This window comes from Bradyrhizobium sp. 61 (assembly GCF_023073075.1).
Classification (GTDB): Bacteria; Pseudomonadota; Alphaproteobacteria; order Rhizobiales; family Xanthobacteraceae; genus Bradyrhizobium; species Bradyrhizobium barranii.
Genome location: NZ_JADPIU010000057.1, coordinates 17,069 through 36,872, shown reverse-complemented (window position 1 = coordinate 36,872; position 19,804 = coordinate 17,069). Strand labels below are relative to the sequence as shown.

General features: G+C 64.2%; 29 protein-coding genes. 11 read left to right on the top strand and 18 right to left on the bottom strand.

The features are described 5' to 3' along the window. The first annotated feature begins 63 nt into the window (after positions 1-63). The 3 genes from IVB46_RS20650 (at position 64) to IVB46_RS20640 (ending at position 2,069) form a co-directional block, all read left to right on the top strand. On the top strand, positions 64-435 hold the full coding sequence (locus tag IVB46_RS20650) for a tRNA-binding protein (RefSeq protein ID WP_247311495.1): 372 nt from the start codon (positions 64-66) through the stop codon (positions 433-435). Positions 436-650: 215 nt separating this feature from the next. Further along, on the top strand, positions 651-1,283 hold the full coding sequence (locus IVB46_RS20645; protein WP_247311499.1) for a TetR/AcrR family transcriptional regulator: 633 nt from the start codon (positions 651-653) through the stop codon (positions 1,281-1,283). A gap of 3 nt (positions 1,284-1,286) precedes the next feature. Further along, the gene (locus IVB46_RS20640; protein ID WP_247311502.1) at positions 1,287-2,069 is read left to right on the top strand and encodes a sulfite exporter TauE/SafE family protein; all 783 of its coding nucleotides are present in this window, start codon (positions 1,287-1,289) and stop codon (positions 2,067-2,069) included. A gap of 2 nt (positions 2,070-2,071) precedes the next feature. Here IVB46_RS20640 and IVB46_RS20635 read toward each other — a convergent pair whose 3' ends face one another. The 11 genes from IVB46_RS20635 to IVB46_RS20585 form a co-directional block, all read right to left on the bottom strand. Beyond that, the gene (locus IVB46_RS20635) at positions 2,072-2,776 is read right to left on the bottom strand and encodes a glutathione S-transferase N-terminal domain-containing protein (protein ID WP_071914746.1); all 705 of its coding nucleotides are present in this window, start codon (positions 2,774-2,776) and stop codon (positions 2,072-2,074) included. Positions 2,777-2,868: 92 nt separating this feature from the next. Then, the gene (locus tag IVB46_RS20630) at positions 2,869-3,012 is read right to left on the bottom strand and encodes a hypothetical protein (RefSeq protein ID WP_247311506.1); all 144 of its coding nucleotides are present in this window, start codon (positions 3,010-3,012) and stop codon (positions 2,869-2,871) included. A 118-nt stretch (positions 3,013-3,130) separates the two neighbouring features. Further along, on the bottom strand, positions 3,131-3,796 hold the full coding sequence (locus IVB46_RS20625; RefSeq protein WP_247311509.1) for a DUF429 domain-containing protein: 666 nt from the start codon (positions 3,794-3,796) through the stop codon (positions 3,131-3,133). Between the two features lie 28 nt (positions 3,797-3,824). Beyond that, positions 3,825-4,172 (bottom strand): carboxymuconolactone decarboxylase family protein, encoded by a 348-nt coding sequence (locus IVB46_RS20620; RefSeq protein ID WP_028157609.1) that lies wholly within the window; start codon positions 4,170-4,172, stop codon positions 3,825-3,827. 3 nt (positions 4,173-4,175) lie between these two features. Then, the gene (locus tag IVB46_RS20615) at positions 4,176-4,697 is read right to left on the bottom strand and encodes a sigma-70 family RNA polymerase sigma factor (protein WP_063983741.1); all 522 of its coding nucleotides are present in this window, start codon (positions 4,695-4,697) and stop codon (positions 4,176-4,178) included. Next, the gene (locus tag IVB46_RS20610) at positions 4,694-4,903 is read right to left on the bottom strand and encodes a DUF2892 domain-containing protein (RefSeq protein WP_247311512.1); all 210 of its coding nucleotides are present in this window, start codon (positions 4,901-4,903) and stop codon (positions 4,694-4,696) included. The genes IVB46_RS20615 and IVB46_RS20610 overlap by 4 nt, the downstream gene beginning before the upstream one ends. 95 nt (positions 4,904-4,998) lie before the next feature. Then, positions 4,999-6,183 carry a serine hydrolase domain-containing protein gene (locus IVB46_RS20605; protein WP_247311515.1) on the bottom strand — a complete coding sequence of 395 codons (1,185 nt, stop codon included), beginning with the start codon at positions 6,181-6,183 and terminating at the stop codon, positions 4,999-5,001. Positions 6,184-6,256: 73 nt separating this feature from the next. Then, complete coding sequence (locus IVB46_RS20600; RefSeq protein ID WP_247311518.1) at positions 6,257-6,946, bottom strand: GNAT family N-acetyltransferase; 690 nt, start codon at positions 6,944-6,946, stop codon at positions 6,257-6,259. A gap of 4 nt (positions 6,947-6,950) precedes the next feature. Next, positions 6,951-7,298, bottom strand: coding sequence for a Lin0512 family protein (locus IVB46_RS20595; RefSeq protein WP_063983745.1), 348 nt, complete (start codon positions 7,296-7,298; stop codon positions 6,951-6,953). A gap of 209 nt (positions 7,299-7,507) precedes the next feature. After that, positions 7,508-9,172 carry an acetolactate synthase large subunit gene (locus IVB46_RS20590; protein WP_247311521.1) on the bottom strand — a complete coding sequence of 555 codons (1,665 nt, stop codon included), beginning with the start codon at positions 9,170-9,172 and terminating at the stop codon, positions 7,508-7,510. Between the two features lie 252 nt (positions 9,173-9,424). Beyond that, on the bottom strand, positions 9,425-10,318 hold the full coding sequence (locus IVB46_RS20585; RefSeq protein ID WP_247343366.1) for a LysR family transcriptional regulator: 894 nt from the start codon (positions 10,316-10,318) through the stop codon (positions 9,425-9,427). 117 nt (positions 10,319-10,435) lie between these two features. Here IVB46_RS20585 and IVB46_RS20580 point away from each other — a divergent pair, with 117 nt between their 5' ends. Next, positions 10,436-10,663: a 4-oxalocrotonate tautomerase family protein gene (locus IVB46_RS20580; RefSeq protein WP_014495867.1), complete on the top strand. Its 228-nt coding sequence runs from the start codon at positions 10,436-10,438 to the stop codon at positions 10,661-10,663. Here IVB46_RS20580 and IVB46_RS20575 read toward each other — a convergent pair. From IVB46_RS20575 to IVB46_RS20565, 3 genes are all read right to left on the bottom strand, one after another. After that, complete coding sequence (locus IVB46_RS20575) at positions 10,650-11,294, bottom strand: class I SAM-dependent methyltransferase (protein ID WP_247312233.1); 645 nt, start codon at positions 11,292-11,294, stop codon at positions 10,650-10,652. The genes IVB46_RS20580 and IVB46_RS20575 overlap by 14 nt on opposite strands. A 17-nt stretch (positions 11,295-11,311) precedes the next feature. Continuing rightward, the gene (locus IVB46_RS20570) at positions 11,312-11,938 is read right to left on the bottom strand and encodes a PadR family transcriptional regulator (RefSeq protein ID WP_247312230.1); all 627 of its coding nucleotides are present in this window, start codon (positions 11,936-11,938) and stop codon (positions 11,312-11,314) included. A 128-nt stretch (positions 11,939-12,066) separates the two neighbouring features. Continuing rightward, positions 12,067-12,618, bottom strand: a complete 552-nt coding sequence (locus IVB46_RS20565) for a carboxymuconolactone decarboxylase family protein (RefSeq protein WP_071914767.1) — start codon at positions 12,616-12,618, stop codon at positions 12,067-12,069. Positions 12,619-12,687: 69 nt separating this feature from the next. Here IVB46_RS20565 and IVB46_RS20560 point away from each other — a divergent pair, with 69 nt between their 5' ends. Further along, positions 12,688-13,041, top strand: coding sequence for an MmcQ/YjbR family DNA-binding protein (locus tag IVB46_RS20560; protein WP_014495871.1), 354 nt, complete (start codon positions 12,688-12,690; stop codon positions 13,039-13,041). Between the two features lie 100 nt (positions 13,042-13,141). Continuing rightward, complete coding sequence (locus IVB46_RS20555; protein ID WP_094184234.1) at positions 13,142-13,297, top strand: hypothetical protein; 156 nt, start codon at positions 13,142-13,144, stop codon at positions 13,295-13,297. Positions 13,298-13,375: 78 nt separating this feature from the next. On the opposite strand, the gene IVB46_RS20550 is transcribed toward IVB46_RS20555, so the two are convergent. Beyond that, positions 13,376-13,846, bottom strand: a complete 471-nt coding sequence (locus IVB46_RS20550; RefSeq protein ID WP_247312227.1) for a MarR family transcriptional regulator — start codon at positions 13,844-13,846, stop codon at positions 13,376-13,378. A 148-nt stretch (positions 13,847-13,994) separates the two neighbouring features. Between IVB46_RS20550 and IVB46_RS20545 the strand changes: the two genes are divergently transcribed. The 3 genes from IVB46_RS20545 to IVB46_RS20535 are packed head-to-tail and all read left to right on the top strand — an operon-like array spanning position 13,995 to position 15,773. After that, positions 13,995-14,396, top strand: coding sequence for an Ohr family peroxiredoxin (locus tag IVB46_RS20545; protein WP_247312224.1), 402 nt, complete (start codon positions 13,995-13,997; stop codon positions 14,394-14,396). Between the two features lie 32 nt (positions 14,397-14,428). Next, positions 14,429-14,842 (top strand): cupin domain-containing protein, encoded by a 414-nt coding sequence (locus IVB46_RS20540; protein WP_247312221.1) that lies wholly within the window; start codon positions 14,429-14,431, stop codon positions 14,840-14,842. A 52-nt stretch (positions 14,843-14,894) separates the two neighbouring features. Further along, complete coding sequence (locus IVB46_RS20535; protein WP_247312218.1) at positions 14,895-15,773, top strand: bifunctional helix-turn-helix transcriptional regulator/GNAT family N-acetyltransferase; 879 nt, start codon at positions 14,895-14,897, stop codon at positions 15,771-15,773. Positions 15,774-15,779: 6 nt separating this feature from the next. On the opposite strand, the gene IVB46_RS20530 is transcribed toward IVB46_RS20535, so the two are convergent. Further along, positions 15,780-17,000, bottom strand: a complete 1,221-nt coding sequence (locus IVB46_RS20530) for an MFS transporter (RefSeq protein ID WP_247312216.1) — start codon at positions 16,998-17,000, stop codon at positions 15,780-15,782. A 323-nt stretch (positions 17,001-17,323) separates the two neighbouring features. Between IVB46_RS20530 and IVB46_RS20525 the strand changes: the two genes are divergently transcribed. Next, positions 17,324-17,785 (top strand): cupin domain-containing protein, encoded by a 462-nt coding sequence (locus IVB46_RS20525; RefSeq protein WP_247312213.1) that lies wholly within the window; start codon positions 17,324-17,326, stop codon positions 17,783-17,785. A gap of 17 nt (positions 17,786-17,802) precedes the next feature. Here the strand turns inward: IVB46_RS20525 and IVB46_RS20520 are convergent, their stop codons facing one another. Together IVB46_RS20520 and IVB46_RS20515 are read right to left on the bottom strand one after the other, a co-directional pair. After that, positions 17,803-18,381 carry a DUF308 domain-containing protein gene (locus tag IVB46_RS20520; RefSeq protein ID WP_247312210.1) on the bottom strand — a complete coding sequence of 193 codons (579 nt, stop codon included), beginning with the start codon at positions 18,379-18,381 and terminating at the stop codon, positions 17,803-17,805. A gap of 104 nt (positions 18,382-18,485) precedes the next feature. Further along, the gene (locus IVB46_RS20515) at positions 18,486-19,070 is read right to left on the bottom strand and encodes a TetR/AcrR family transcriptional regulator (RefSeq protein ID WP_247312206.1); all 585 of its coding nucleotides are present in this window, start codon (positions 19,068-19,070) and stop codon (positions 18,486-18,488) included. 78 nt (positions 19,071-19,148) lie between these two features. On the opposite strand from IVB46_RS20515, the gene IVB46_RS20510 reads away from it, so the two are divergent. Next, complete coding sequence (locus IVB46_RS20510; protein ID WP_247312203.1) at positions 19,149-19,646, top strand: peptide deformylase; 498 nt, start codon at positions 19,149-19,151, stop codon at positions 19,644-19,646. Positions 19,647-19,804 lie beyond the last annotated feature (158 nt).

The window sequence follows — 19,804 nt, the reverse complement described above, 5'->3', positions numbered from 1 at the left end:
TACGAAACTCCGGTTCGCGCGACAACATTGCGAACGAACCTCGCTCTCCGAACGGATACATCAATGCACGTCACTCACGATCCCGCCGCGGCCGTGTCGCCAACCATCGACTTCAACACCTTCCTCGCGGTCGATATCCGTGTCGGCACCATCGTCGATGCAAAACCGTTCCCGGAGGCGCGCAAGCCGGCCTGGCGGCTGTGGATCGACTTCGGTCCCGCGATCGGCGTGCGCAAGAGCTCGGCCCAGATCACCGAAAATCATCCGCTCGAGACGCTGGTGGGGCAGCAGGTCGCGGCCGTCATCAACTTCCCGCCGCGCCAGATCGGCCCGGTCGTCTCAGAGGTGTTGACGCTCGGCTTCCCCGATGCCGAGGGCAAGGTCGTGCTGGTGCAGCCGAGCAAGCCTGTGCCGAACGGCGGACGGCTGTTCTAGCCGCGCGATCGCGGGCCGTGCCGCCGTTACCTCCCGCCATATCCCCCGGCAATGGTTTGATCCTCCTGTTTCCGGATCGTCTGGACTTGACCAAGATCGCTTTTGATAATAAAAATGACTGACTGATCGTTTTTTATTAAAGCCAGGCTTTGTAGGAACCGCATAGAGCAAACGGTCAAAACGACCGATCTGTCAGTTATTTATGGACTGCCAAAATGCCCAAGATCAGCGACAAGCAACGCGAAGGCCGACGGCAGCAGATCCTCGAAGCGGCCCTTGCCTGCTTCGCCGAGCAAGGCTTTCATCAGACCGGCATGGCCGACATCGTCAAACGGTCGGGCTTGAGCCACGGCGCGGTCTATCTCTACTTCCAGAGCAAGGACGATTTGATCGAGGCGCTCGCCGACGACCGGCATCGTCGCGAGGCCGTGCTCAACTCGGTGGCGCAGGGATCGGGTGATCCGATCGAAGGACTCCACGCGCTGATCCGCGTCTACGCGCAATGGCTCACCGATCCCGCCGGCGAAGCGCGGCGTCGCGTCGGCATTCACGGCTGGGCGGAGGCCCTGCGCAACCGCCGCGTCCGCACCAGCGTCGTCGAAGGCATCGACCTGCCGCGCGCGCTGATCGTGGCGCTGGTCGAGCGCGGCCAGCATGACGGCCTGATCAAGCGCGACCTCGGCGCCGATGCGATCGCGCGCGTGCTCATCGCGATCTTCCAGGGCTTCGTGCTGCAGAAATGCTGGGGCGAGGATTTCGACATCGAGGCCTGCATGGCGGCCGTCGGCGGCGTGATCGAGGGATTTCGCACGACCAAGCCTGACATCAAGCGACGGACCAGGACGTAAGCGATGTCCTGGATTCACGATCTCCTCGCAGGCATTGGCGTCGGTCTCGTCGGCGGACTGACATCGGGCTTCATGGGTACGAGCCCGGGCGGCGGGCTTGTCGTCTTCACCGTGCTGCTGCTCGGCGCGGAGCAGCATGTCGCCCAGGGGACGTCGCTGATCACGCAGGTCCCGCCCACTGGCCTCGCCGGCGTGCGCCGCTACTGGCAGAGCGGCAATCGCAGCCCGCTGCAATGGATCGCCTGGATCGGCCTCGGATTTCTCGTCGGCGGTGCGGGCGGCGGTTACGCCGCGGCGGCGGTCTCCGACTCGGTGCTGCAATGGACCTACGTCGTCTATCTCGTCGCGCTGATCGCCCTTCTGATCCTGCGCCGCGACCGCAAGGACGGCAGCCACGCGGCCGTTGACCGAGACGAACTGCCTTGGCTCCCCCTGCTCCTCATCGGCGCGCTTGCCGGGTTTTCCTCCGGCTTCATGGGCATCGGCGGCGGGCTCGCGATCACCGTCGGCCTCGCCGCGGGCTTACGCGTCCCGCAGCACCAGGCGCAACTCGTCAGCCTCATCTTCTCGGTCATCCCGACCAACATTCCGGCGGCCTGGATCTACTGGAGCAAGGGGCTCATGGTCGGCTGGCCGGCCATCATCGGGATTCTCGCCGGCCTCTGGATCGGCACCGATCTCGGCGCACGCGCGGCCAACGGCGTCAGCAAAGCGGTGCTGCACAGGGTCATGATCGCCCTCATCTCGGTGATGGCGCTCTACATGACGCATAAGGCGCTGACCTGATTTTACGGCCGCTTCGGAATGTTCAGCCCACGCTGCACGGCAGGACGCGCCAGCCCCCGTTCGAGCCAGGCACCGACCGACTTGAACTGGCTGAATTCGACGAGATCGCCGGCGCCATAGAAGCCGATGAGGTTGCGCACCCAGCCGAGCATGGAGATGTCGGCGATAGTGTAGTCGTCATCCATGAACCACTGCCGGCCGGAAAGATGCGTCTCCATCACGCCGAGCAGACGCTTGGCCTCGCTGACATAGCGTTCGAGCGGCCGCTTGTCCTCGAAATCCTTGCCGGCGAATTTGTGGAAGAAGCCGACCTGGCCGAACATCGGCCCGATGCCGCCCATCTGGAAATGCACCCACTGGATGGCCTGGTAGCGGCGCGCGGCGTCCTCCGGCAGAAGCTTGCCGGTCTTCTCGGCGAGGTATTGCAGGATCGCGCCGGACTCGAACAGCGGCAGCGGCCGGCCGCCGGGACCGTTGGGATCGAGGATCGCTGGAATCTTGCCGTTCGGATTGAGCGAGAGGAATTCCGCCGTCTTCTGGTCGTCCTTGCCGAAGTCGACGAGGTGGACCTCGTAAGGCAGACCTATCTCCTCCAGCATGATCGACACCTTGACGCCGTTCGGCGTCGGCAACGAATAAAGCTGAAGCAGCTCCGGATGCCTGGCAGGCCAGCGCTTGGTGATGGGAAAGGCGGACAGATCAGGCATCGGGACCCCGGCTTCGTTCGTGAGATGCCGCCTAATCTAGGCGAACCGTCGAACGGCGCAAGGCCGGGCCGTGATCATGCATCGAAGCCGGACTACAGCGGCCGCAGTAGATGCCTGGCGGCGTACGCGATATCGCGTTGCGCGCGTTGCTCGATGAAGAGCTGCCCGGTGACGAGCAGCGCTCCGGTGAAAACGATCGCGAGCATCGCGGTCGCGAACTGACTGGCATCCTTCATCGCACGAGCTTCTCCGTCATCGGTTCGCACGGGGAACGCGGGCCGACCGTCGACAGTTCCTGCACGCTTCAAATAAATTGCCACTTTATCCCGCATCGAGACGCGCGAGGCCGCGACCTCAATAATTGATCTCCATCCGCAGTCCGCGCGGATCGACCTCCTCGCCGCCGACACGCTGTGTGCTGTCGCGAGCCGCGACCGCGCAGGCACAGGCATCGATGAGATCGTCGCGGCCGATGCCGGTGCCATGACGCTGCGTCAGCCATGTCTCCAGGCGCGTGAAGCCGCGTTGCGCCAGCAGCGCGATGCGCTGCTCACGACCTTGCGCCGACGTCTTCTTCGGGAGACGGACGCGCCCTGCCAGATTCCAGAAAATCAACTCCGGATGGGCTTCGCCAATTGTCGCCTGCCGCGCCGGCGTCATGATCTCGTCGACGTCCCTGATCTTGTCCCTGATGTTCCAGAGCTGCGCCGACACGCCCCTGCCCTTGCCTTCCCGCTCCCAATAGTGGCGATTGGCTGCCGCCATGTCCGGAAATGTCCAGAGGTCACGGCGCGCACCGAGAAACACGGCAGGGCCGACCAATTCGCGCGCGCGCAGGTCGCACACACGATAGCCGCTCGGATTCAATCCGATCGGCATGTCGATCATCGCACGCGCATGCGGCAACGCAAGCAAGCGCGTCAGGCCCGGCGAATAATCAAAGCCATGATCGCCGCGCTCGTCGATCCAGGCTGCGACCCAGCCGAAGCGAAATCCATCGAGACCGAGATAGTTTGGCAAATCATGCGTCCCGACGTCGACTAGACATCTATGCTTCTCCCTCGTCTCGATGCCGCTCGAACAAGCGCTGGGCCAGCAACGCATGGCCGAGCGTGCCGCCGGCGCGCACGGCCGCGGCGATCAACGCCGCTTCGGCGACTTCCTCCCGCGTCGCGCCGGCCTTCGCTGCCTGCGCCGTATGCACGTCGAGGCAATAGGCACATTGCGTGGTGAGCGCGACCGCGAGCGAGATCAGCTCGCGATATTTCGGCGGGATCAATCCGTCCTTGCGCTCGACCGCGTGGTTGAACGCAAGGAACGCGTTGGCCTCGACCGGCGCGAGCGCCACGAAAGCCGGGACAGACTTCAGATCGTCAGGCGTTTGATAATCGGTCATGTCTCACCTCGTCAGATATTCGCGCATCAGGGCACGGGCGCGATGCAGGCGCGCCTTCACGGTCTGCCTGGACGCACCGAGCGCGGCGGCGATTTCGTCGATGGTCATTTCCTTGACGTCCCGCATCAGCGCGACATCGCGATAATGCGCCGGCAACGCTTCGAACGCAGCCGCCACGTCAAGCCGCAAATCGGCTTCAGAGCGCGACAGCAACAGTGCCTCCGCCTCGCCGTCGTCGATCGATGGCGCAAGCCCCGCCTTGCGCGCGAGCCGCAGACATTCGCGGCGGACCACGCTGAACAGCCACGCCGAAAAAGCGACCAGCGAGCGGATCGTACCGACATGGCGGAACAGGATCCACATCGCCTCCTGGGTTGCATCCTCGGCATCCGCCGAGCTGCGGCAGGTGGCGCGTGCGTAGCGGCGGATATCCGGCTGCGCCGTCTCGAGCAGAGACGCGATTGCCTGGGGATCGCCGAGCCGGGCCGCCTCGAACAGGCTTGACGAGATCGCCGCCGCACTCACGACACGCCTCCTCGTCCGATGCCGGCCATCGCGCACATCGGGCAATAGCCGACGAGCCCCGTCAGTGCGAGGCCTGCGCCCCCGAGCGCCACCAGCCACGCTGCGACGCCGGTGAGAAAAACGAATGCGGCAATCGCAACCGCAATTCCGAGCGCAACCCGCACCGCCTGATGCAGACCACCGATATTCTTCCTGTAGAATGCCATCACATCCTCCGAAATGAGCCGAAGCAAAATGCCTCGACCATCAGGAGGACGCGAAGACCCAAAAGGATTCGCGGGGGCGTGAACTTTTTTCGCGATCAGCCCCCGACCGCCTGGTAGGCCAGGCGCTTGAACTCGAAAAAGAACGGGTTCCAGAAGCCCATATGGCGCTGGGTCATCAGCACGCCGGCGGTGTTGGCCTGCGGACAAATCCACCAATGGGTACCGGCAAGCCCACCCCACTGGAATTCGCCGGTCGAATTCGGGGGATCGAACGGCGTCGGCGCAAAGGTGACGGCGCCGCCGAGACCAAAGCCCTTGCCGGGAATCGGCCCGAGATTGGCAAATCGGATGGTCTGGCCCGCGGGCAACTGGTTCGTCATCATCTGCTGCAGCGTGTCCGGCTTCAGCAGCGCATCCGGACCGGGTAGCAGCGCGCGTACCAGCGCGAGCATGTCGGGCAAGGTCGAGACCAGACCGCCACCGCCCGAGAGCCGCGGAAACGGCCGCCGATAGGCCTGCGGATAAGGCAGATTGTCGGCGCGCGTCAGGCCCGGCTTCATCGGATCAAGCACGTCGGCGCCGGTATAGAGTGCAACCAGCCTGCCCTGCTGCGCCTCGGGCACCGAGAAGCCGGTATCGACCATACCGAGGCGATCGAAGATGCGCGCCTTGAGGAAGGTGTCGAGCGCATGACCGGAGACGACCTCGACCACGCGGCCGAGCACGTCGGTCGCCACCGAATATTCCCAGCCCGCGCCGGGATGATAGGACAGCGGCAGATCGGCAAGCTTGTCGATCATGGCGGTCAGCGGCGTGAGCGGATTGAGCACGCGCGCCTCGTTATAGCCTTTGAACAGCACCGTGCCGGGATCGAAGATGCCGTAGCTGAGGCCCGAACTGTGGGTCAGCAGCTGGCGGATCGTGATCGGGCCCTTCGCCGGCTCGACATCGGCAAGGCTCGCGGCACCCTGCTTCAGCACCTTGCGATTGCCAAGCTGCGGCAGGAATTTCTCGACGGGGTCATCAAGCCCGATGCGGCCTTCCTCGACCAGCAGCATGATCGAGCACGTCACGAAGATCTTGGTGTTGGAAAACGCACGAAAGATGTGGTCGGGCCGCAGCGCGGCTTTTGCCTCGCGATCGGCGAAGCCGACGCATTGCTGGTCAACCACCTCATGACCACAGAGCACGGCCCAGGACACACCCGGAATGATCTCCTGATCGACATAGCGCTCCATCGCCGTCCGTGCGGCGGAAAAATCCGTTGTCCTGACGTCCATGTGTTTCCCCCAAATTATGGTTGGGATGGATATAGCGCGCTTTCGCGGGAAATGAAGACCGTCCGATCGGCTCTCAAATCTTCATCAGCGCCGTGACGTGCAGCCGGCGACGGATCTTCATGCCCTGCCGTTCGTACAGCGCAATCGCCGACGCGTTATGAGAAAACACGTGCAGGAAAGGAATTTCGCCGCGCGCCTCGATCCGGCGCGCGACCGCCGCCAGCAGCGCCTGCGCGTAGCCGCGCCCACGATAGTCCGGATGCACGCAGACGGCCGTCATCTCGACGAACTTTCCCGGCTTCATCCGCTCGCCCGTCATCGCAACCAATTCTCCACCAACGCGAATGCCGAGGAACGTGCCGAGCTCATGCGTGCGCAACGCGAACGGACCAGGCTTGGTCAGCTCCGTCAGCGCCATCATGGCGGCGACGTCGGCCGCGCTCAATTTGACGATCTCGGCATCGCGCAGCGGACTGTCGGCCGGCGAGCCGATCATCTGCTCGCCGGTCTCGGCCAGAACGACCCTGAAATTGGCGGGAACGTCGACCGGCTCCGGCGTGAACAGCGCGGCAACCTGCGAGCCCGCCAGGAGTTCACCGAGCGCGGCGAAGCTTGCCTCGGACATGTCGACCATGTCAGCAAACGGCGTCATGTCCACGGGATAGCGCCGCGCGCGCGGGCCGCCCTCCGCCAGATGCTTCTGGCTCGTCGTCAGCGCACTCCAGATCGGACGATCCAGCAACGCCAAATCGCTGTCGGACACCGGCCTAGTCCTTGTCGAAGCTGACGATCACCGCCGCATTGGCGATCAGGATGGGATCGTTGGCCACTTCCGTGGCCGAGGGAATCTCCAGCCCGCCCTTGACCGCAGTCACGGTCACCGTGCCGTAAGGCAGCTCCTTGGCAACGGCGTCCTTGTCCACCGCCTCAGGGTTGGGCACCGCAATCGTGACATCGACGAACATGTCGTTCGCGGTCTTCCCGATCATCCGGAAGAAACCAAGGCTCGAATGCCTGATGGCATCTGATACGGCACGCTTCGCCGCCTTGGTGGCGTCCCTGCCGTGAACGTCAACGCCCATGCCCATCTCGGTGATACAGCGAACGCGAGTCATGTCTTATTCCTGTGGTTGGTTTTGTGATTGTGAGTGTCGGCGATCGGGGTGCGCGACACAAGTACGGTTGTCATATTGGAGCGAGGCGCCCGCCACAGGCTCCGTCATTGCGAGCGCAGCGAAGCAATCCAGCGTCTTTCTGCGGAGGCAGTCTGGATTGCTTCGCTGCGCTCGCAATGACGATGTGGAGACAGCTTCGCCCCATTACATCACGCCTTCGCCTTCTCATGTGCGCGCAGCTCGTCGACCAGCACGCGCACATTCTCCGAATAGTCGATCGGGATCACGACCAGATGCACGCCGCCCTCCTTGAAGGCCGCATCGAGCGTCGGGCCGAAGCTGTTGATGCTCTCGATGCGATGGCCCTTGGCGCCATAGGCCTTCGCGTAGGCGACAAAATCGGGATTGCCAAAGGTCATGCCGTAATCTGCAAAATGATCGACGGCCTGCTTCCAGCGGATCATGCCGTAGGCGTTGTCCTCGAGCACCAGCACGACCAGGTTGAGCTTGAGGCGGACGGCGGTCTCCATCTCCTGGCTGTTCATCATGAAGCCGCCGTCGCCGGCAACCGCGAGCACGCGGCGCTCGGGATAGAGCATCGCGGCCATCATGGCCGACGGCAGACCGGCGCCCATCGTCGCGAGCGCATTGTCGAGCAGCAACGTGTTGGCGACGCGGGTTCGGTAGTTGCGCGCGAACCAGATCTTGTACATGCCGTTGTCGAGCGCGACGATGCCATTCTCCGGGATCACCTGGCGGATGTCGTGCACGATGCGCTGCGGTGTCGGCGGCCAGCGCGCCTCGGTGGCGCGGTCGGCGATGTGCGTGAGGATCCCCTCGCGCAACGGCAACAGCGCCGCCGCCTGCGGCAGCTTGCCTTCGAGCCGGTCGGCGAGCAGCTCCAGGCTCGGGCCGACGTCGCCGACGACCTCGGCATCGGGGAAATAGACCAGCTCGACGCTCGCCGGCGTGTAGCTGACGTGAATGACCTTCGGTCCCGACGGCCCCATGATGAAGGGCGGCTTCTCGATCGGGTCATGGCCGATCGCCACGATCAGATCGGCTGCGTCGATCGCGTCATGGACGTAGTCGCGCTCGGATAGCGCCGCCGTGCCCATGTAGAGATTGGTGCCGCCGGGCACCGTGCCCTTCCCCATCTGTGTCGTGAAAAACGGAATGCCGGTTCGCCGCACGAAGCTGGCGATGCCGTGGGTCGAGCGCGGCCGGCTGGTCGCAGCTCCCATCATCACCAATGGACGCCTTGCGGCGAGGATCATCTCGGCCGCGCGGTCGAGCGCGGCGCGATGGGCGACCGGAATTTCGATCGGATGGACAGGGATCACGGGGACGGCCGGCACTTCATCGCCCGCGATGTCCTCGGGCAGTTCGAGATGCACCGGCCCCGGCCGTTCCTCCATCGCCACGCGAAAGGCATCGCGCACCACGGTCGGAATGCTGGAGGCGCTGATGATCTGCCGAGAGAGCTTCGTCAGCGGCTTCATGGTCGCAACTACGTCCACGATCTGAAAGCGCGCCTGCCGGCTGCTCATGATCGGCTTCTGGCCGGTGATCAAAATCATCGGCATCGCGCCGAGATGGGCATAGGCGGCGCCCGTGGACAGGTTGAGCGCGCCCGGGCCGAGCGTCGAGAGACACACTCCCGGCTTGCCGGTGAGCCGACCATGCGTGGCAGCCATGAAGGCCGCCGCCTGCTCGTGACGGGTCAGGACCAGCTCGATTTTGGAGGTGCGCAGTGATTCGACCAGGTCGAGATTTTCCTCTCCGGGGATACCGAAGATGCGATCGACGCCCTCGTTCTCCAGCGCCGCGACAAACAGGTCCGATCCTTTTGCCTTGCGTTCCTGCCCGCTCATGTCGCCTCCGCTCGCTGTGCGTCCCGTGGTCGGGAGCGGTCACATGGTAGCGGCTCGTGGCGCAGGCACAACTCACAAAGAGGCGGGCGATTGTTCCAACATCGTCAATACGATCGCAGCGAAGAAATCCAGACTCTTTCCGCGGATATCTCTGGATTGATCCGCTGCGTTCGCAACGACGCCGTTTCCGAATTCCGGTAGAGTGGATTGACCGACTGTTCGGGTGTCTTTTGCCTGCCGGGCTACGAAGCTCTACAGCTTCGCCTCGGCAAAGATGCCTGATATCCAGTCGAGGAAGACGCGCAGGCGGAGCGCGAGCTGGCGGTTTTGCGGATAGAGCGCGGAGAGCGGCGTCGGCGACGGCGGATAGCCGGCCAGCACCTCGACCAGCGCACCGCTGGCGAGATCCGCCGCGAAGCGATAGCGGGGCGCCTGCGTCAGGCCGAAGCCGAGCCGCGCGAGATCGGCCATGGTGTCGGAATTATTGACGCGAACCCTGCTTGGTAGCACGACATTGCGCAGCCCGCCGGCGATAGAAAACTCCAGCGGCAAAACATCGCCGGTGCGCGAGGAGATGAACGCGACCATCTGATGGCCGTCGAGCGTATCAGGCGTCGCGGGCATGCCGTGGCTGGCGAGATAGCCCGGGCTCGCCACCGTGATTTCCTCGACCGTGCCAAGGCGCCGCAAAATCATCCCGCTGTCCTCGGGCTCGCCCGACCGGATCGCGCAATCGATGCCCTCGCGCACGAGATCGACCAGCCGGTCGCCCTGCCCGATCTGCAAGTCGAGCTGCGGATGGCGCGCCAGGAATTCCGGCAGGTGCGGCAAGATGAAAGTGCGGGTCAGCAAAGGATGTGCGTCGATACGCAGCAAGCCACGCGGTCGCGCATCGCGCATCGTGGTTTCGGCTTCCTCGACCTCCGCGAGGATGGCGACGCAGCGGCGGTAATAGTCCTCGCCATCGAGCGTCGGCGTGACATGCCGTGTCGTGCGTTCGAGCAGGCGCGCGCCCAGCCGCGCCTCGAGCCCGCGCAAAACCTCGCTCGCCGTCGAGCGGGGAATGCCGAGATCGGCAGCCGCCGCCGTAAAGCTCTGCCGTTCGACGAGGCGGACGAACAGGCGCATGGCGTCAAATCGGTCCATGGCCGATTGTTCACCACAGCCGACAAGTGATGACAAGTTTTTCGCGATTATCCGGTCGCGGCGATCGGGCATTCTCGAACAGGAGCAACCACACCCCATCACACGGAGAGACCCATCATGCCTTTCGCAAATATCAAGATCCCTCAGGCCGCCTTATCGCGGGCGCAGAAGGCGGAGATCGTGCACAACCTCACCGCGCTGTTCGCGCACTATTTCGGCGAAGCGGCGCGGACGCACACCATGGTGCTGATCGAGGAAGTGCCTGATGGCGGTTATGGCCGCGCCGACGAGGTGTTCGTGGTTCCCGACGCCTATCGCGCAAGCGACGCCGCTACCTCACCTTGAGGCTGAGCTCGGTGCCGCCCTTGAGCGGCAGCGTCATCGATACGAAGCCGTTGTCGGGATCGCGGATGAAGGCGAGATAGTCGGGCTCGGCATTGTCGTTCATGACGTAGCCGCCGACGCGAAGCTGCGGCGCGACGATCCCGATCACCTCGCGCGCCAGCGAGGGACCGCTCTCACCCGGCCAGCCGTCGATCAGAACGAAGTCGACGGGACCGCCGAGATCGCGCAAGGTTTTTCGCGCATCGCCCTCGCGGATCTCGGCATAGTCGGCAAGGCCGGCCTCGGCGAGATTGCGTTTGGCGGTCTCGACCTTGGCCGGCACGATCTCCGAGCCGATCACGGTGCCGCCGCCATTGTCGCGGATAGCGGCCGCGAAATAGAGCGTGGACATGCCGACCGAGGTGGCGAACTCGGCCACGCGCGTAGCACGCAAGCCACGGCACAGCAGGTAGATCAGTTCGCCCTGCTCGGAATGAATCGAAAAGCCCTGCTCGGCATAGGCGTGGGGATCACGGCTGTTGAAGGAGCCGCGCGGCCCGCCGCCGGCCGGCCGCTGCCGCGCGCCTTGGAGGCGCGCGAGGACGGCGTTGACGCGTGGGTCTTGAATCGGGCTGTGGGGCCGATCATTCATGTGTTGCCTCGCCTCAGTTATTTGCCGAGGATTTCCGCTGCGGCACGATCCAGGATCGCCGCGATGCGGCGCGCCTCGGCGGAGTCGCTGCCATCCCTGGAACGCAGCGCGCGTTTGAGGTTGTGGCGGGCACGGTGCAATTCGTCGGAGGCGTCGGCATCGAGATCGCTGACGCCGGCAAAGGCCTCGCGCACCTCGTCCATGCGGCGACCGATCCGCGACAGCGCTTGCAGGATCGCGTCCGCAGTGGCGCGGTTCTCGGCGAGATGCGCCTCGCCCTGCGGCGTGATGCTGTAGAGCTTTCGACCGCCATCCTGCTCGACACTGCTGTGGCCGACCTCTTCGAGATAAGTCAGCGCCGGATAAATCACGCCCGGGCTCGGCGTGTAGAAGCCGTCGGACCGCTCCTCGATAATCTTGATCAGCTCGTATCCATGAGCCGGCTTTTCGGCGAGCAACGCCAGGATCACGAGTTGGAGGTCCTGCGAGGACAGCCGCCTTGCGCCGGGGAAATCGCCCCCCGGGCCGCGCCCGAAGAAGCCATGCCCGCCGCGGCCGAAGCGCCGTCCGCCGCCGTGCCGGCCCATGACGAAATGGGCGAAATGCCCAAAATGGAAGTCTTTGTGGTCTCGTCCGTGGTGCATATCGTACGTCCTTTTGTAAAACATATCTTACGATATAATTTGCGATAGAAAGTCCACAACCCACAAATCTGTGATCGGGCGCCTTGGCGCCGGTCCCGGCTCGGGGGACCAGCACCGCCGGGGGCCGATTACTCCGCGGCTTCGCTGTGGGGAACGCCCTGCTCGACCTCGAGCTGAAGGATGTCGTTGAAGCGGTTGAAGGCACCGCAGAGCGCGATGCGCCAGGTCAGCTCGACGATCTGGGCTTCGGAGAAATGCGCGCGCAGGCGGGCGAATATCTCGTCGCGGGTCTTGTTCCAGTTGTTGGTGACGGCGATGGAATATTCGACGACGAGCTTGTCGAGCTCATCGAGCTCGGGATGGTCCTTGTAATCGACGAGGCGCGCGGCGCCCTCCTCAGACACGCCCTGCACCGCCAGCTTTGGTGCGTGGTGCGAGACGCAATAGTCGCATTTGTTGAGCAGCGAGACCGTGACCAGCGCGAGCTCCAGATGGCGCTTCGAGACATTGCCTTCTTCAGCAAGATCGACCAGCAGCGACCACATATGCTTGAAGATCGGCAGGCGGTGGGCCATGACACCGGCCTGGTTCTCGAACGCGCCGTAGGTCGTCATCTTGTCCCACAGCGGCCTCAGCGCCTCCGGCAGATCGTCCCTGGTCTTGATCGAAACGCGCGACATGGCAATTCATCCCTGGTTGGAAGACGCATGTTGCCATAACGGCGGGCCTTTCGTCTCAAGTGCGAGCGCATGACACCCAAGACATTCGAAGCCCGCTGTTTGCGCCTGCCCGCGGCCACCAAGGTGGTGCAGTGGGAAGGCACCTCCGTGTTCAAGGTCGGCGGCAAGATGTTCGCGCTCGGCGGCGGCTTTGCCGCGGGCTCCGGCGGCTACATGTTCAAGGTCTCGGACATGGCCTATGCGATGCTGATCGAGCATGGCGTGGCACGACCGGCGCCGTATCTGGCGCGCGCCAAATGGGTGCAGCTCGCCAGCAACAACGCACTTCCCGATGCGGAACTCACCGCCTATCTGGCGCAGGCCCATGCCCTGATCGTCGCAAAGCTCACGCGCAAATCGCGCAAGGCGCTCGGGCTGGACTGAGTACTCTCCACAACGTGATGCGCTGATCATCATACTCCCATTGGACTTTTGCTGCACCGCACCTAACTCGAAGCAAAGCCCATTCGAGATGGAGTGCTCCATGAGCAAGCCCAACACCACTGCAGCCAACACTTATCGCTATGAACTCGTGCATGATGATGATGACGCCGACTTCGTCGCTTACCAGCGCCGTCGCGAAGACGGGTTCTGGCAGACTTTTGCGACTTGGATGATTCCGCGCACGGTCTGCAACTAGAGCCGCCCGCTTTTCCTTCGTGCTTGTATCGGAGGCGGACGCCGCCTCCGACTTTCCCAGCGGGACGGCGCTGCCCGCTCAGCGTTTCTTCTCTGCGTCCGCCTGGGTCGCACTCAGCAGATTGTCGCGCAGCCGGCTCACCGTCTTCTGCACCACCGGGAATTCGTCGCCGAGGCCAGTTGCCTCGATCACGGAGTTGCCGAGATCCTGTTCGATCAGCTTTCGGCCGCCCGGCGTCAGGCTCACCCGCACCTGCCGCTCGTCGGCGGGATCGCGGTGGCGCTTGATGTAACCGATCTGCTCGAGCTTCTTCAGGATCGGCGTCAGCGTGTTGGATTCCAGAAACAGCTTGTCGCCGAGCGCGCTGACGGTCTGCTCGTCCTCGTCCGACAGCGCTACCATGGCGATGTACTGGGTGTAGGTCAGCCCCACCTTGTCGAGCAGGGGCTTGTAAGCGCGGCCGAAGGCCAGATTGGCCGAATAGACGGCAAAGCACAGGAAATTCGACAGTTTTCGGCCTTTGCCGGCGGCTTTGGCGGGACGGGACACGTGAACCTCCGCAATTCGTGATCTCCGCGTCAATATAAATCGCATCCGATTAAATCGGAAGAGCTTGACCGGACAGAGCGTCGGGTTTATTTCAAACCGCATCCGATTAGATCGGATACGATTTAAATCGAGCCCGAAAGGATCCGCGATGACCACCGCTGCAAAGCTTCTCTTCACCGGCAAGACCCACGTCACCTCCGGCCCCGACGGCGCCGCGCACGCGAACGACGGCTCTCTCGATATCAAGCTGGCCCAGCCGCACCCGGCCGCCGAAAACCTGTTCGCCGCCGCCTGGTCGGCCTGCTACCTCGGCGCGCTCGGCCTCGCCGCCGCCCAACGCAAGGTCAAGCTGCCGAGCGAGCCGTCGGTCGACACAACGATCGACCTGAGCAACGCCAATGGCGCCTTCTTTCTGCGGGCCCGTCTCGACGTCAGCGTTCCCGGCGTCGATCGCTCCGTCGCCCAGGAGTTGATCGAGGCGGCGCACGGCATCTGCCCCTACTCCAAGGCCGTCCACGGCAACATCGAGGTGACCACCACCCTCGTCTGACCCGCCATCAAGCGAACAATCAGGAGCCGACCATGAGCCCCTATCCATTACGAACCCTACGCGTGCTTGCGAGCGCTGCCGTGCTTGCCACCAACCTTCTCACCCTGCCGGCGGCAGCCCAGCCGGCCGGCGTCACGCGCACCGACCTCCAGCGCCATGATCTCAATGCACCCGGTCGCGAGGCGGTCCAGGTCCGCGTCGACCTCGCGCCCGGAGTTGCGTTCGGCCGGCACACGCATCCGGGCGAGGAGATTATCTATGTGCTGACAGGCGCCATCGAATACGACGTCGAGGGCAAGCCCCCGGTGACGCTTAGGGCAGGCGACGTGCTGTTCATTCCAGCGGGAGCGGTTCATGCGGCGAAGAACGTCGGCCAGGACACCGCGAGCGAGCTTGCGACCTATATCGTCGCCAAGGACAAGCCGCTGCTGACGCTGGTGAAGTGAGACCGGCCGTCTCGATTGACCCGCACAAAATATCTGACTAAAGTCAGGTATCATGCTCGATCCCGTCTCTCGCGTCCGCCGCTTCAATCGCGCCGTGACCTCCGCCGTCGGCGCGCTCGACACCTCGTTCCTCGGGCGCGGCCGGCCGCTCGGGGCGGCGCGGGTGCTCAACGCAATCGGACATGGCCGCTCGGACGTGGCGGAGATCCGCGACTATCTCGGACTCGATTCCGGATTGATGAGCCGGCTGCTCCGCAGCCTCGAGGACGAAGGGCTGGTCGAGACCACGACGCATGAGGACGATGCGCGCCGCCGTGTCGCGACGTTGACGCGTGCGGGACGGCGCGAGTTCGCGGCCTACGAGGCGCTATCCAATACACAGGCCGAAGGCTTCCTGGCGCAACATTCGCAGCGCGAGGCGCTGCTGGCGGCGATGGACCTGATCGCCTCGGCGTTGACGCGCGAGCGCGTCGCGCTGGAGGAGATGGATCCGCGGAGCGAAGCAGCACGTTATTGCCTGCGCGAGTACTATTCCGAGCTCGGCCGCCGCTTCAAGCAGGGTTTTGACGTCTCGCTGTCGCGCGATCCTGACGCCAAGGACATGCGCCGGCCACGCGGCACCTTCATCGTCGCGATGTCCGACACGCTGCCGATCGGCTGCGTCGGATTGAAGGGAACGGATCACGGCTATGCCGAGATCAAGCGTCTCTGGGTTGCCCCCGCAGCGCGCGGATTGCGGCTCGGCCGGCGCCTGATGGACGCGGCCGAGAACGCCGCACGTGACCTCGGCATCACGCTGCTGCGGCTCGACACCAACAGCGCGCTCGCCGAAGCCGGCCAGCTCTACCGCACCACGGGCTGGCGCGAGATCCCCCGCTTCAACGATGATCCCTACCCGGATCTCTTTTTCGAAAAGCTCATCCAGTCATAGACCTCGTCACGCCGCCGCCACCGCGGCCTCGCCTTGCGGCTTCGCGAATGGCCTGAAATTCATCGCCATCAGGAAGGCGCCGAGGCCCATCGCCCAGGAGGCGATATAGAGCCAGGCGTAGCTGGAGAACGCGTCGTAGATCAGGCCGCCGGCGAGCGGGCCGGTCGCCATGCCGAGGCTGCCGGCCATCGCCGTGCCGCCGATCACCGTGCCCATCATGCGCAGCGGAAAGTTTTCGCGCACCAGCACGGCGTAGAGCGGCATGGTGCCGGCATAGATGAAGCCGAAGACGGCGCCGACCGCGTAGAACGTCGCGAGCTGCTGCGCGAAGACATAGGCGAGCGCGCCGAACGACTGCAACAGCAACCCCGTCACCAGCACCCTCTTGGCGCCGAAACGATCGCCGAGCAGCCCGAAGGCGATACGGCCGCCCATGCCGGCAAAACCCTCGATGCTGTAGATCGTCACCGCCGCGATCAGCGGGATGCCGCAGCTCACGGCATAGCTGACGGTGTGGATGATCGGGCCGGAATGGGTGGCGCAGCAGAAAAAGTTGGTTGCGAGCAGGATCATGAATTGCGGCGAGCGCAGCGCCTCGCCCAGCGACATCTCCCCTTGCGACGCGCTCTCGCCCGCAGGCGCGGCGACGGCATGCGCGAGCGCGGGCGGGCGTCGTACCAGGAACGAGACCGGGATCATGATGGCGCCGACCACCAGCGCCACGATCTGCATCGAGGTGCGCCAGTCGTGGCCGGAGACGAGCCAGGCCGCGAGCGGCGCCATCGTCATCGGCGCCATGCCCATGCCGGCCGACACCAGCGACACCGCCAGGCTGCGATGGGTGTCGAACCAGCCGGTGACGGTCGCCATCATCGGCGCGAAGATCGCCGCGCAGGAGGCACCGACCAGAAGGCCGAACATGAACTGGAACGCCAGCAGCGAAGTCGCATGACTTGCGGCGAACAGGCTGAGCGACAGCACTATCGATCCCGTCAGCACCACCGGCAGCGGCCCGAATCTGTCGGTGGCCGTGCCCCAGGCCATGCTGGTGAAGGCCATTGCCAGGAAGCCGATCGTCATCGCGCTGGAAATGCCGGTCACCGACCAGCCGGTGTCCTTGGCGATCGGCTGGAGGAACACCGGCAGCGAAAACATGCCGCCGATCGCGACGCAGCCGAGCAATCCGCCGGCGGCAACGATCACCCAGCGATAGGAGGAAGCGTTCATTTGGGTCTCCCGTCAGGTCTGTCTGGGTGGAAGACGAATGAGAACTGCGCCTGCCGACAACGGCATCGAGGACACCAGATTTTTTTGGCGCCGCCAAACAAAAATCCCGAAAACAACCCCATGCACAGTAGCCGGCCGCTGCCGGATCAAGGACTTACCAACGACCCGCAACGCGAGGGGCGCGTTTGACACGTCGGGCAAAACACCGGCACAATGTCATCATCCCGCCAACGCGATCTCATCACACTCCGGACGCCGCCGATCTGGCGCACGCCACCGATACGGTGCGCGGTCAATGCTCCGACTTCGGAGGGAATGGCTGCATGCCAAAGATTGATATCGCCACCGTGCCGGCCCGGAAAGGCTCCGGTTACCCCGCGCCGCTCGGCGCGCCCTGCGCCGAGCGCATCCGGCAACGGCTGGGCAATGCCGGAAAGCTTAAGGATTTCGGCGTCAACCTGATGCGTCTGCCGCCAGGCAGCTGGTCGAGCCAGCGGCACTGGCATTCGCATGAGGACGAGTTCGTCTATGTGCTCGAAGGCGAGCTGACGCTTGTCGAGGACGAGGGCGAAACCGTGCTGAGCGCCGGCGACTGCGCCGCCTTCCCGAAGGGAAGCGGCAACGGCCATCACATGATCAACCGGTCCGATGCGACGGCCGTCTACCTCGAAGTCGGCTCGCGCTCGACCGATGACCTCATCACCTGCTCCGACGTCGACATGATGAGCCCGGCTTCCAGCGGCCGGTTCCTGCACAAGGACGGCACGCCCTATCCGCACGAATGAACGGCAGCGGCGACGCCTCAAATGGCGACGCCACGCCGCCACTCGGTCACGGCCAGCCATACCGCCGAAACCAGGAAGTAGATCGCGCCGACCGCAGCGTAGCCCGCGACATTCGCGATCGTTGGAGACATCGGCGTCGTGGCCTGAAAGATGAAGAAGCCACCGGCCAGAGCCGACTGGCCGCCGCTGAGCACCATGGCCCACTGCGCGCCAAAACTTCTCCAGCGGCGAATCGCGGTCCCCAGCTGGAGCAATCCGGACAGGATCGCCCAGGCCCCGAAGACGCCGAGCACCCCGTTCATGCTCATCTGCAAGGCGACGAGGACCGCGACAGTGGTCACCAGGCTGACCAGAACGTTCAGCGCCTGCGTGCGATTTTGAGCGAGCCCGCCACTGCGCAACGCGTCGACCAAGTTGGCCGCGGCGTCCCATGCCGGATAGAGCACGAGCAAGGCTCCGGCGATCGCCGCAGATGACGGCCCGACGGCAAACGCAGCAACGACCCAGGCGACGGAGAACGCCGCCCGAATGAAGTAGTAGACCTTCAGCCATTGCTCGCGGTCGGCCCGAACAAGATCCAATTGATGATGCGTCACTGCACTCTCTCCTTTACCTACTAGTTGGTAGTCTTACGCGCAACAAGTCGCCCTCCGCCCCCAGCGTGCCTGCGGGCGTGTCGTTGTCGTCTCGTCGAAATGTTTCAGTGCCTGGCGGACAACCGATCCAGCAGCGGCCCGGTGATCACACCGAACATCTTTGGGTCGCCATAGGCACGCGCCGACAGCATCGCGCCGTGAACGGTCGCCATGAAGCCTTCAGCCTCGATCTTCGCTGCGCTGGAGAGATGCAGCTGCCCCTTCCGCTTGCCGCGCTCCATCACCGAGGTCAGCCACGACGCCAGCGAACGGAAATGCGCGCGGACTTCAAGCGCCACCTCCTCCGGCAGGATCGGAAGCTCGCAGGCAAGCAGCGCACACACACAGAAGGGCGCCGTCGCATCATTGATGCACGCCTCCCAATACCCGACATAGCTTTTGAGCTGGTCGCGGGGGTCCGCGACATTGCGTTCGAGCGCGGACAGTCCCGCCTCGGCTTCCGCGCGATAGCGCGACACGAGGGTTCGGACCAGATCGACCTTGCTGGCGAAATGGTGGTGGATGCTCGGCTTGCGGATACCGACGATTTCGGCCACGTCGGCATAGCTGAAGCCGTTATAGCCGCCCGCGATGATCAGGGTGCGCGCGCAGGCCAGGATGTCGTCGGCCGTCGAGGAAACGTTGGTCATGGCGGATTAACTACCTTCCAGTTGGTAGGCAGTCAAGAACGGGATGCTTCAACCATCCGTGAGTGGTAGGGAGCCTGCATGACCATTCGTCCCCTCCTCCGCTATCCCGATCGCCGGCTCGCGACGCCGGCCCATCCCGTCACCGCATTCGACGGCGCGTTGCGCGAGCTTGCAGCCGACCTGCTCGACACCATGCGCGCCGCGCCCGGCATCGGCATCACGGCGCCGCATATCGGCGTGCCCTTGCGCGTCGTCGTGCTCGAGCTCGACGCCAAGGCGGGCCCGCAAACCTACGTCAATCCGGAGATCGAGTGGGCTTCGCCCGAGATGATCCTGCACAAGGAAGGCAGCGTCTCGATGCCCGGCGTCAACGACGAGGTCCAGCGCCACGCGGGGGTGCGGATCAGCTACTGGGATCTCGACGGCAACATGCACAGCGAGGAGTCGGATGGCTTACGCGCCGTTTGTCACCAGCACGAGATCGACCAGCTCGACGGCATGTTCTGGATCCAGCGGCTGTCGCGGCTGAAGCGGGAACGGCTGGTGAAGAAGTTCGAGAAGATGTCGCGGGATTGAGCGCGTCGCACAACCAGTGCAGGCTCGCCGACAGACCTGGTTGTGTCTATGCGTGTTGCAGCTCTGAGATGTTCATGGATTTCGGTAGAGGTCGGCACTGGGTCTCGGCATACAGAGCGAGATTTCAGAGAGAACTCCCGCCACTGCAGCTCCAGGTT

Excerpts from the sequence above, each read along its gene's own strand:
- IVB46_RS20630 (WP_247311506.1), bottom strand. The coding sequence starts at position 3,012 with ATGAAGGATGCCAGTCAGTTCGCGACCGCGATGCTCGCGATCGTTTTC.
- IVB46_RS20635 (WP_071914746.1), bottom strand. The coding sequence starts at position 2,776 with ATGCCTGATCTGTCCGCCTTTCCCATCACCAAGCGCTGGCCTGCCAGG.
- IVB46_RS20515 (WP_247312206.1), bottom strand. The coding sequence starts at position 19,070 with ATGACCAACGTTTCCTCGACGGCCGACGACATCCTGGCCTGCGCGCGC.
- IVB46_RS20650 (WP_247311495.1), top strand. The coding sequence starts at position 64 with ATGCACGTCACTCACGATCCCGCCGCGGCCGTGTCGCCAACCATCGAC.
- IVB46_RS20575 (WP_247312233.1), bottom strand. The coding sequence starts at position 11,294 with ATGAATGATCGGCCCCACAGCCCGATTCAAGACCCACGCGTCAACGCC.
- IVB46_RS20595 (WP_063983745.1), bottom strand. The coding sequence starts at position 7,298 with ATGACTCGCGTTCGCTGTATCACCGAGATGGGCATGGGCGTTGACGTT.
- IVB46_RS20570 (WP_247312230.1), bottom strand. The coding sequence starts at position 11,938 with ATGCACCACGGACGAGACCACAAAGACTTCCATTTTGGGCATTTCGCC.
- IVB46_RS20555 (WP_094184234.1), top strand. The coding sequence starts at position 13,142 with ATGAGCAAGCCCAACACCACTGCAGCCAACACTTATCGCTATGAACTC.
- IVB46_RS20545 (WP_247312224.1), top strand. The coding sequence starts at position 13,995 with ATGACCACCGCTGCAAAGCTTCTCTTCACCGGCAAGACCCACGTCACC.
- IVB46_RS20610 (WP_247311512.1), bottom strand. The coding sequence starts at position 4,903 with ATGGCATTCTACAGGAAGAATATCGGTGGTCTGCATCAGGCGGTGCGG.
- IVB46_RS20565 (WP_071914767.1), bottom strand. The coding sequence starts at position 12,618 with ATGTCGCGCGTTTCGATCAAGACCAGGGACGATCTGCCGGAGGCGCTG.
- IVB46_RS20525 (WP_247312213.1), top strand. The coding sequence starts at position 17,324 with ATGCCAAAGATTGATATCGCCACCGTGCCGGCCCGGAAAGGCTCCGGT.
- IVB46_RS20590 (WP_247311521.1), bottom strand. The coding sequence starts at position 9,172 with ATGAGCGGGCAGGAACGCAAGGCAAAAGGATCGGACCTGTTTGTCGCG.
- IVB46_RS20535 (WP_247312218.1), top strand. The coding sequence starts at position 14,895 with ATGCTCGATCCCGTCTCTCGCGTCCGCCGCTTCAATCGCGCCGTGACC.
- IVB46_RS20560 (WP_014495871.1), top strand. The coding sequence starts at position 12,688 with ATGACACCCAAGACATTCGAAGCCCGCTGTTTGCGCCTGCCCGCGGCC.
- IVB46_RS20645 (WP_247311499.1), top strand. The coding sequence starts at position 651 with ATGCCCAAGATCAGCGACAAGCAACGCGAAGGCCGACGGCAGCAGATC.
- IVB46_RS20540 (WP_247312221.1), top strand. The coding sequence starts at position 14,429 with ATGAGCCCCTATCCATTACGAACCCTACGCGTGCTTGCGAGCGCTGCC.
- IVB46_RS20580 (WP_014495867.1), top strand. The coding sequence starts at position 10,436 with ATGCCTTTCGCAAATATCAAGATCCCTCAGGCCGCCTTATCGCGGGCG.
- IVB46_RS20585 (WP_247343366.1), bottom strand. The coding sequence starts at position 10,318 with ATGGACCGATTTGACGCCATGCGCCTGTTCGTCCGCCTCGTCGAACGG.
- IVB46_RS20510 (WP_247312203.1), top strand. The coding sequence starts at position 19,149 with ATGACCATTCGTCCCCTCCTCCGCTATCCCGATCGCCGGCTCGCGACG.
- IVB46_RS20530 (WP_247312216.1), bottom strand. The coding sequence starts at position 17,000 with ATGAACGCTTCCTCCTATCGCTGGGTGATCGTTGCCGCCGGCGGATTG.
- IVB46_RS20620 (WP_028157609.1), bottom strand. The coding sequence starts at position 4,172 with ATGACCGATTATCAAACGCCTGACGATCTGAAGTCTGTCCCGGCTTTC.
- IVB46_RS20605 (WP_247311515.1), bottom strand. The coding sequence starts at position 6,183 with ATGGACGTCAGGACAACGGATTTTTCCGCCGCACGGACGGCGATGGAG.
- IVB46_RS20640 (WP_247311502.1), top strand. The coding sequence starts at position 1,287 with ATGTCCTGGATTCACGATCTCCTCGCAGGCATTGGCGTCGGTCTCGTC.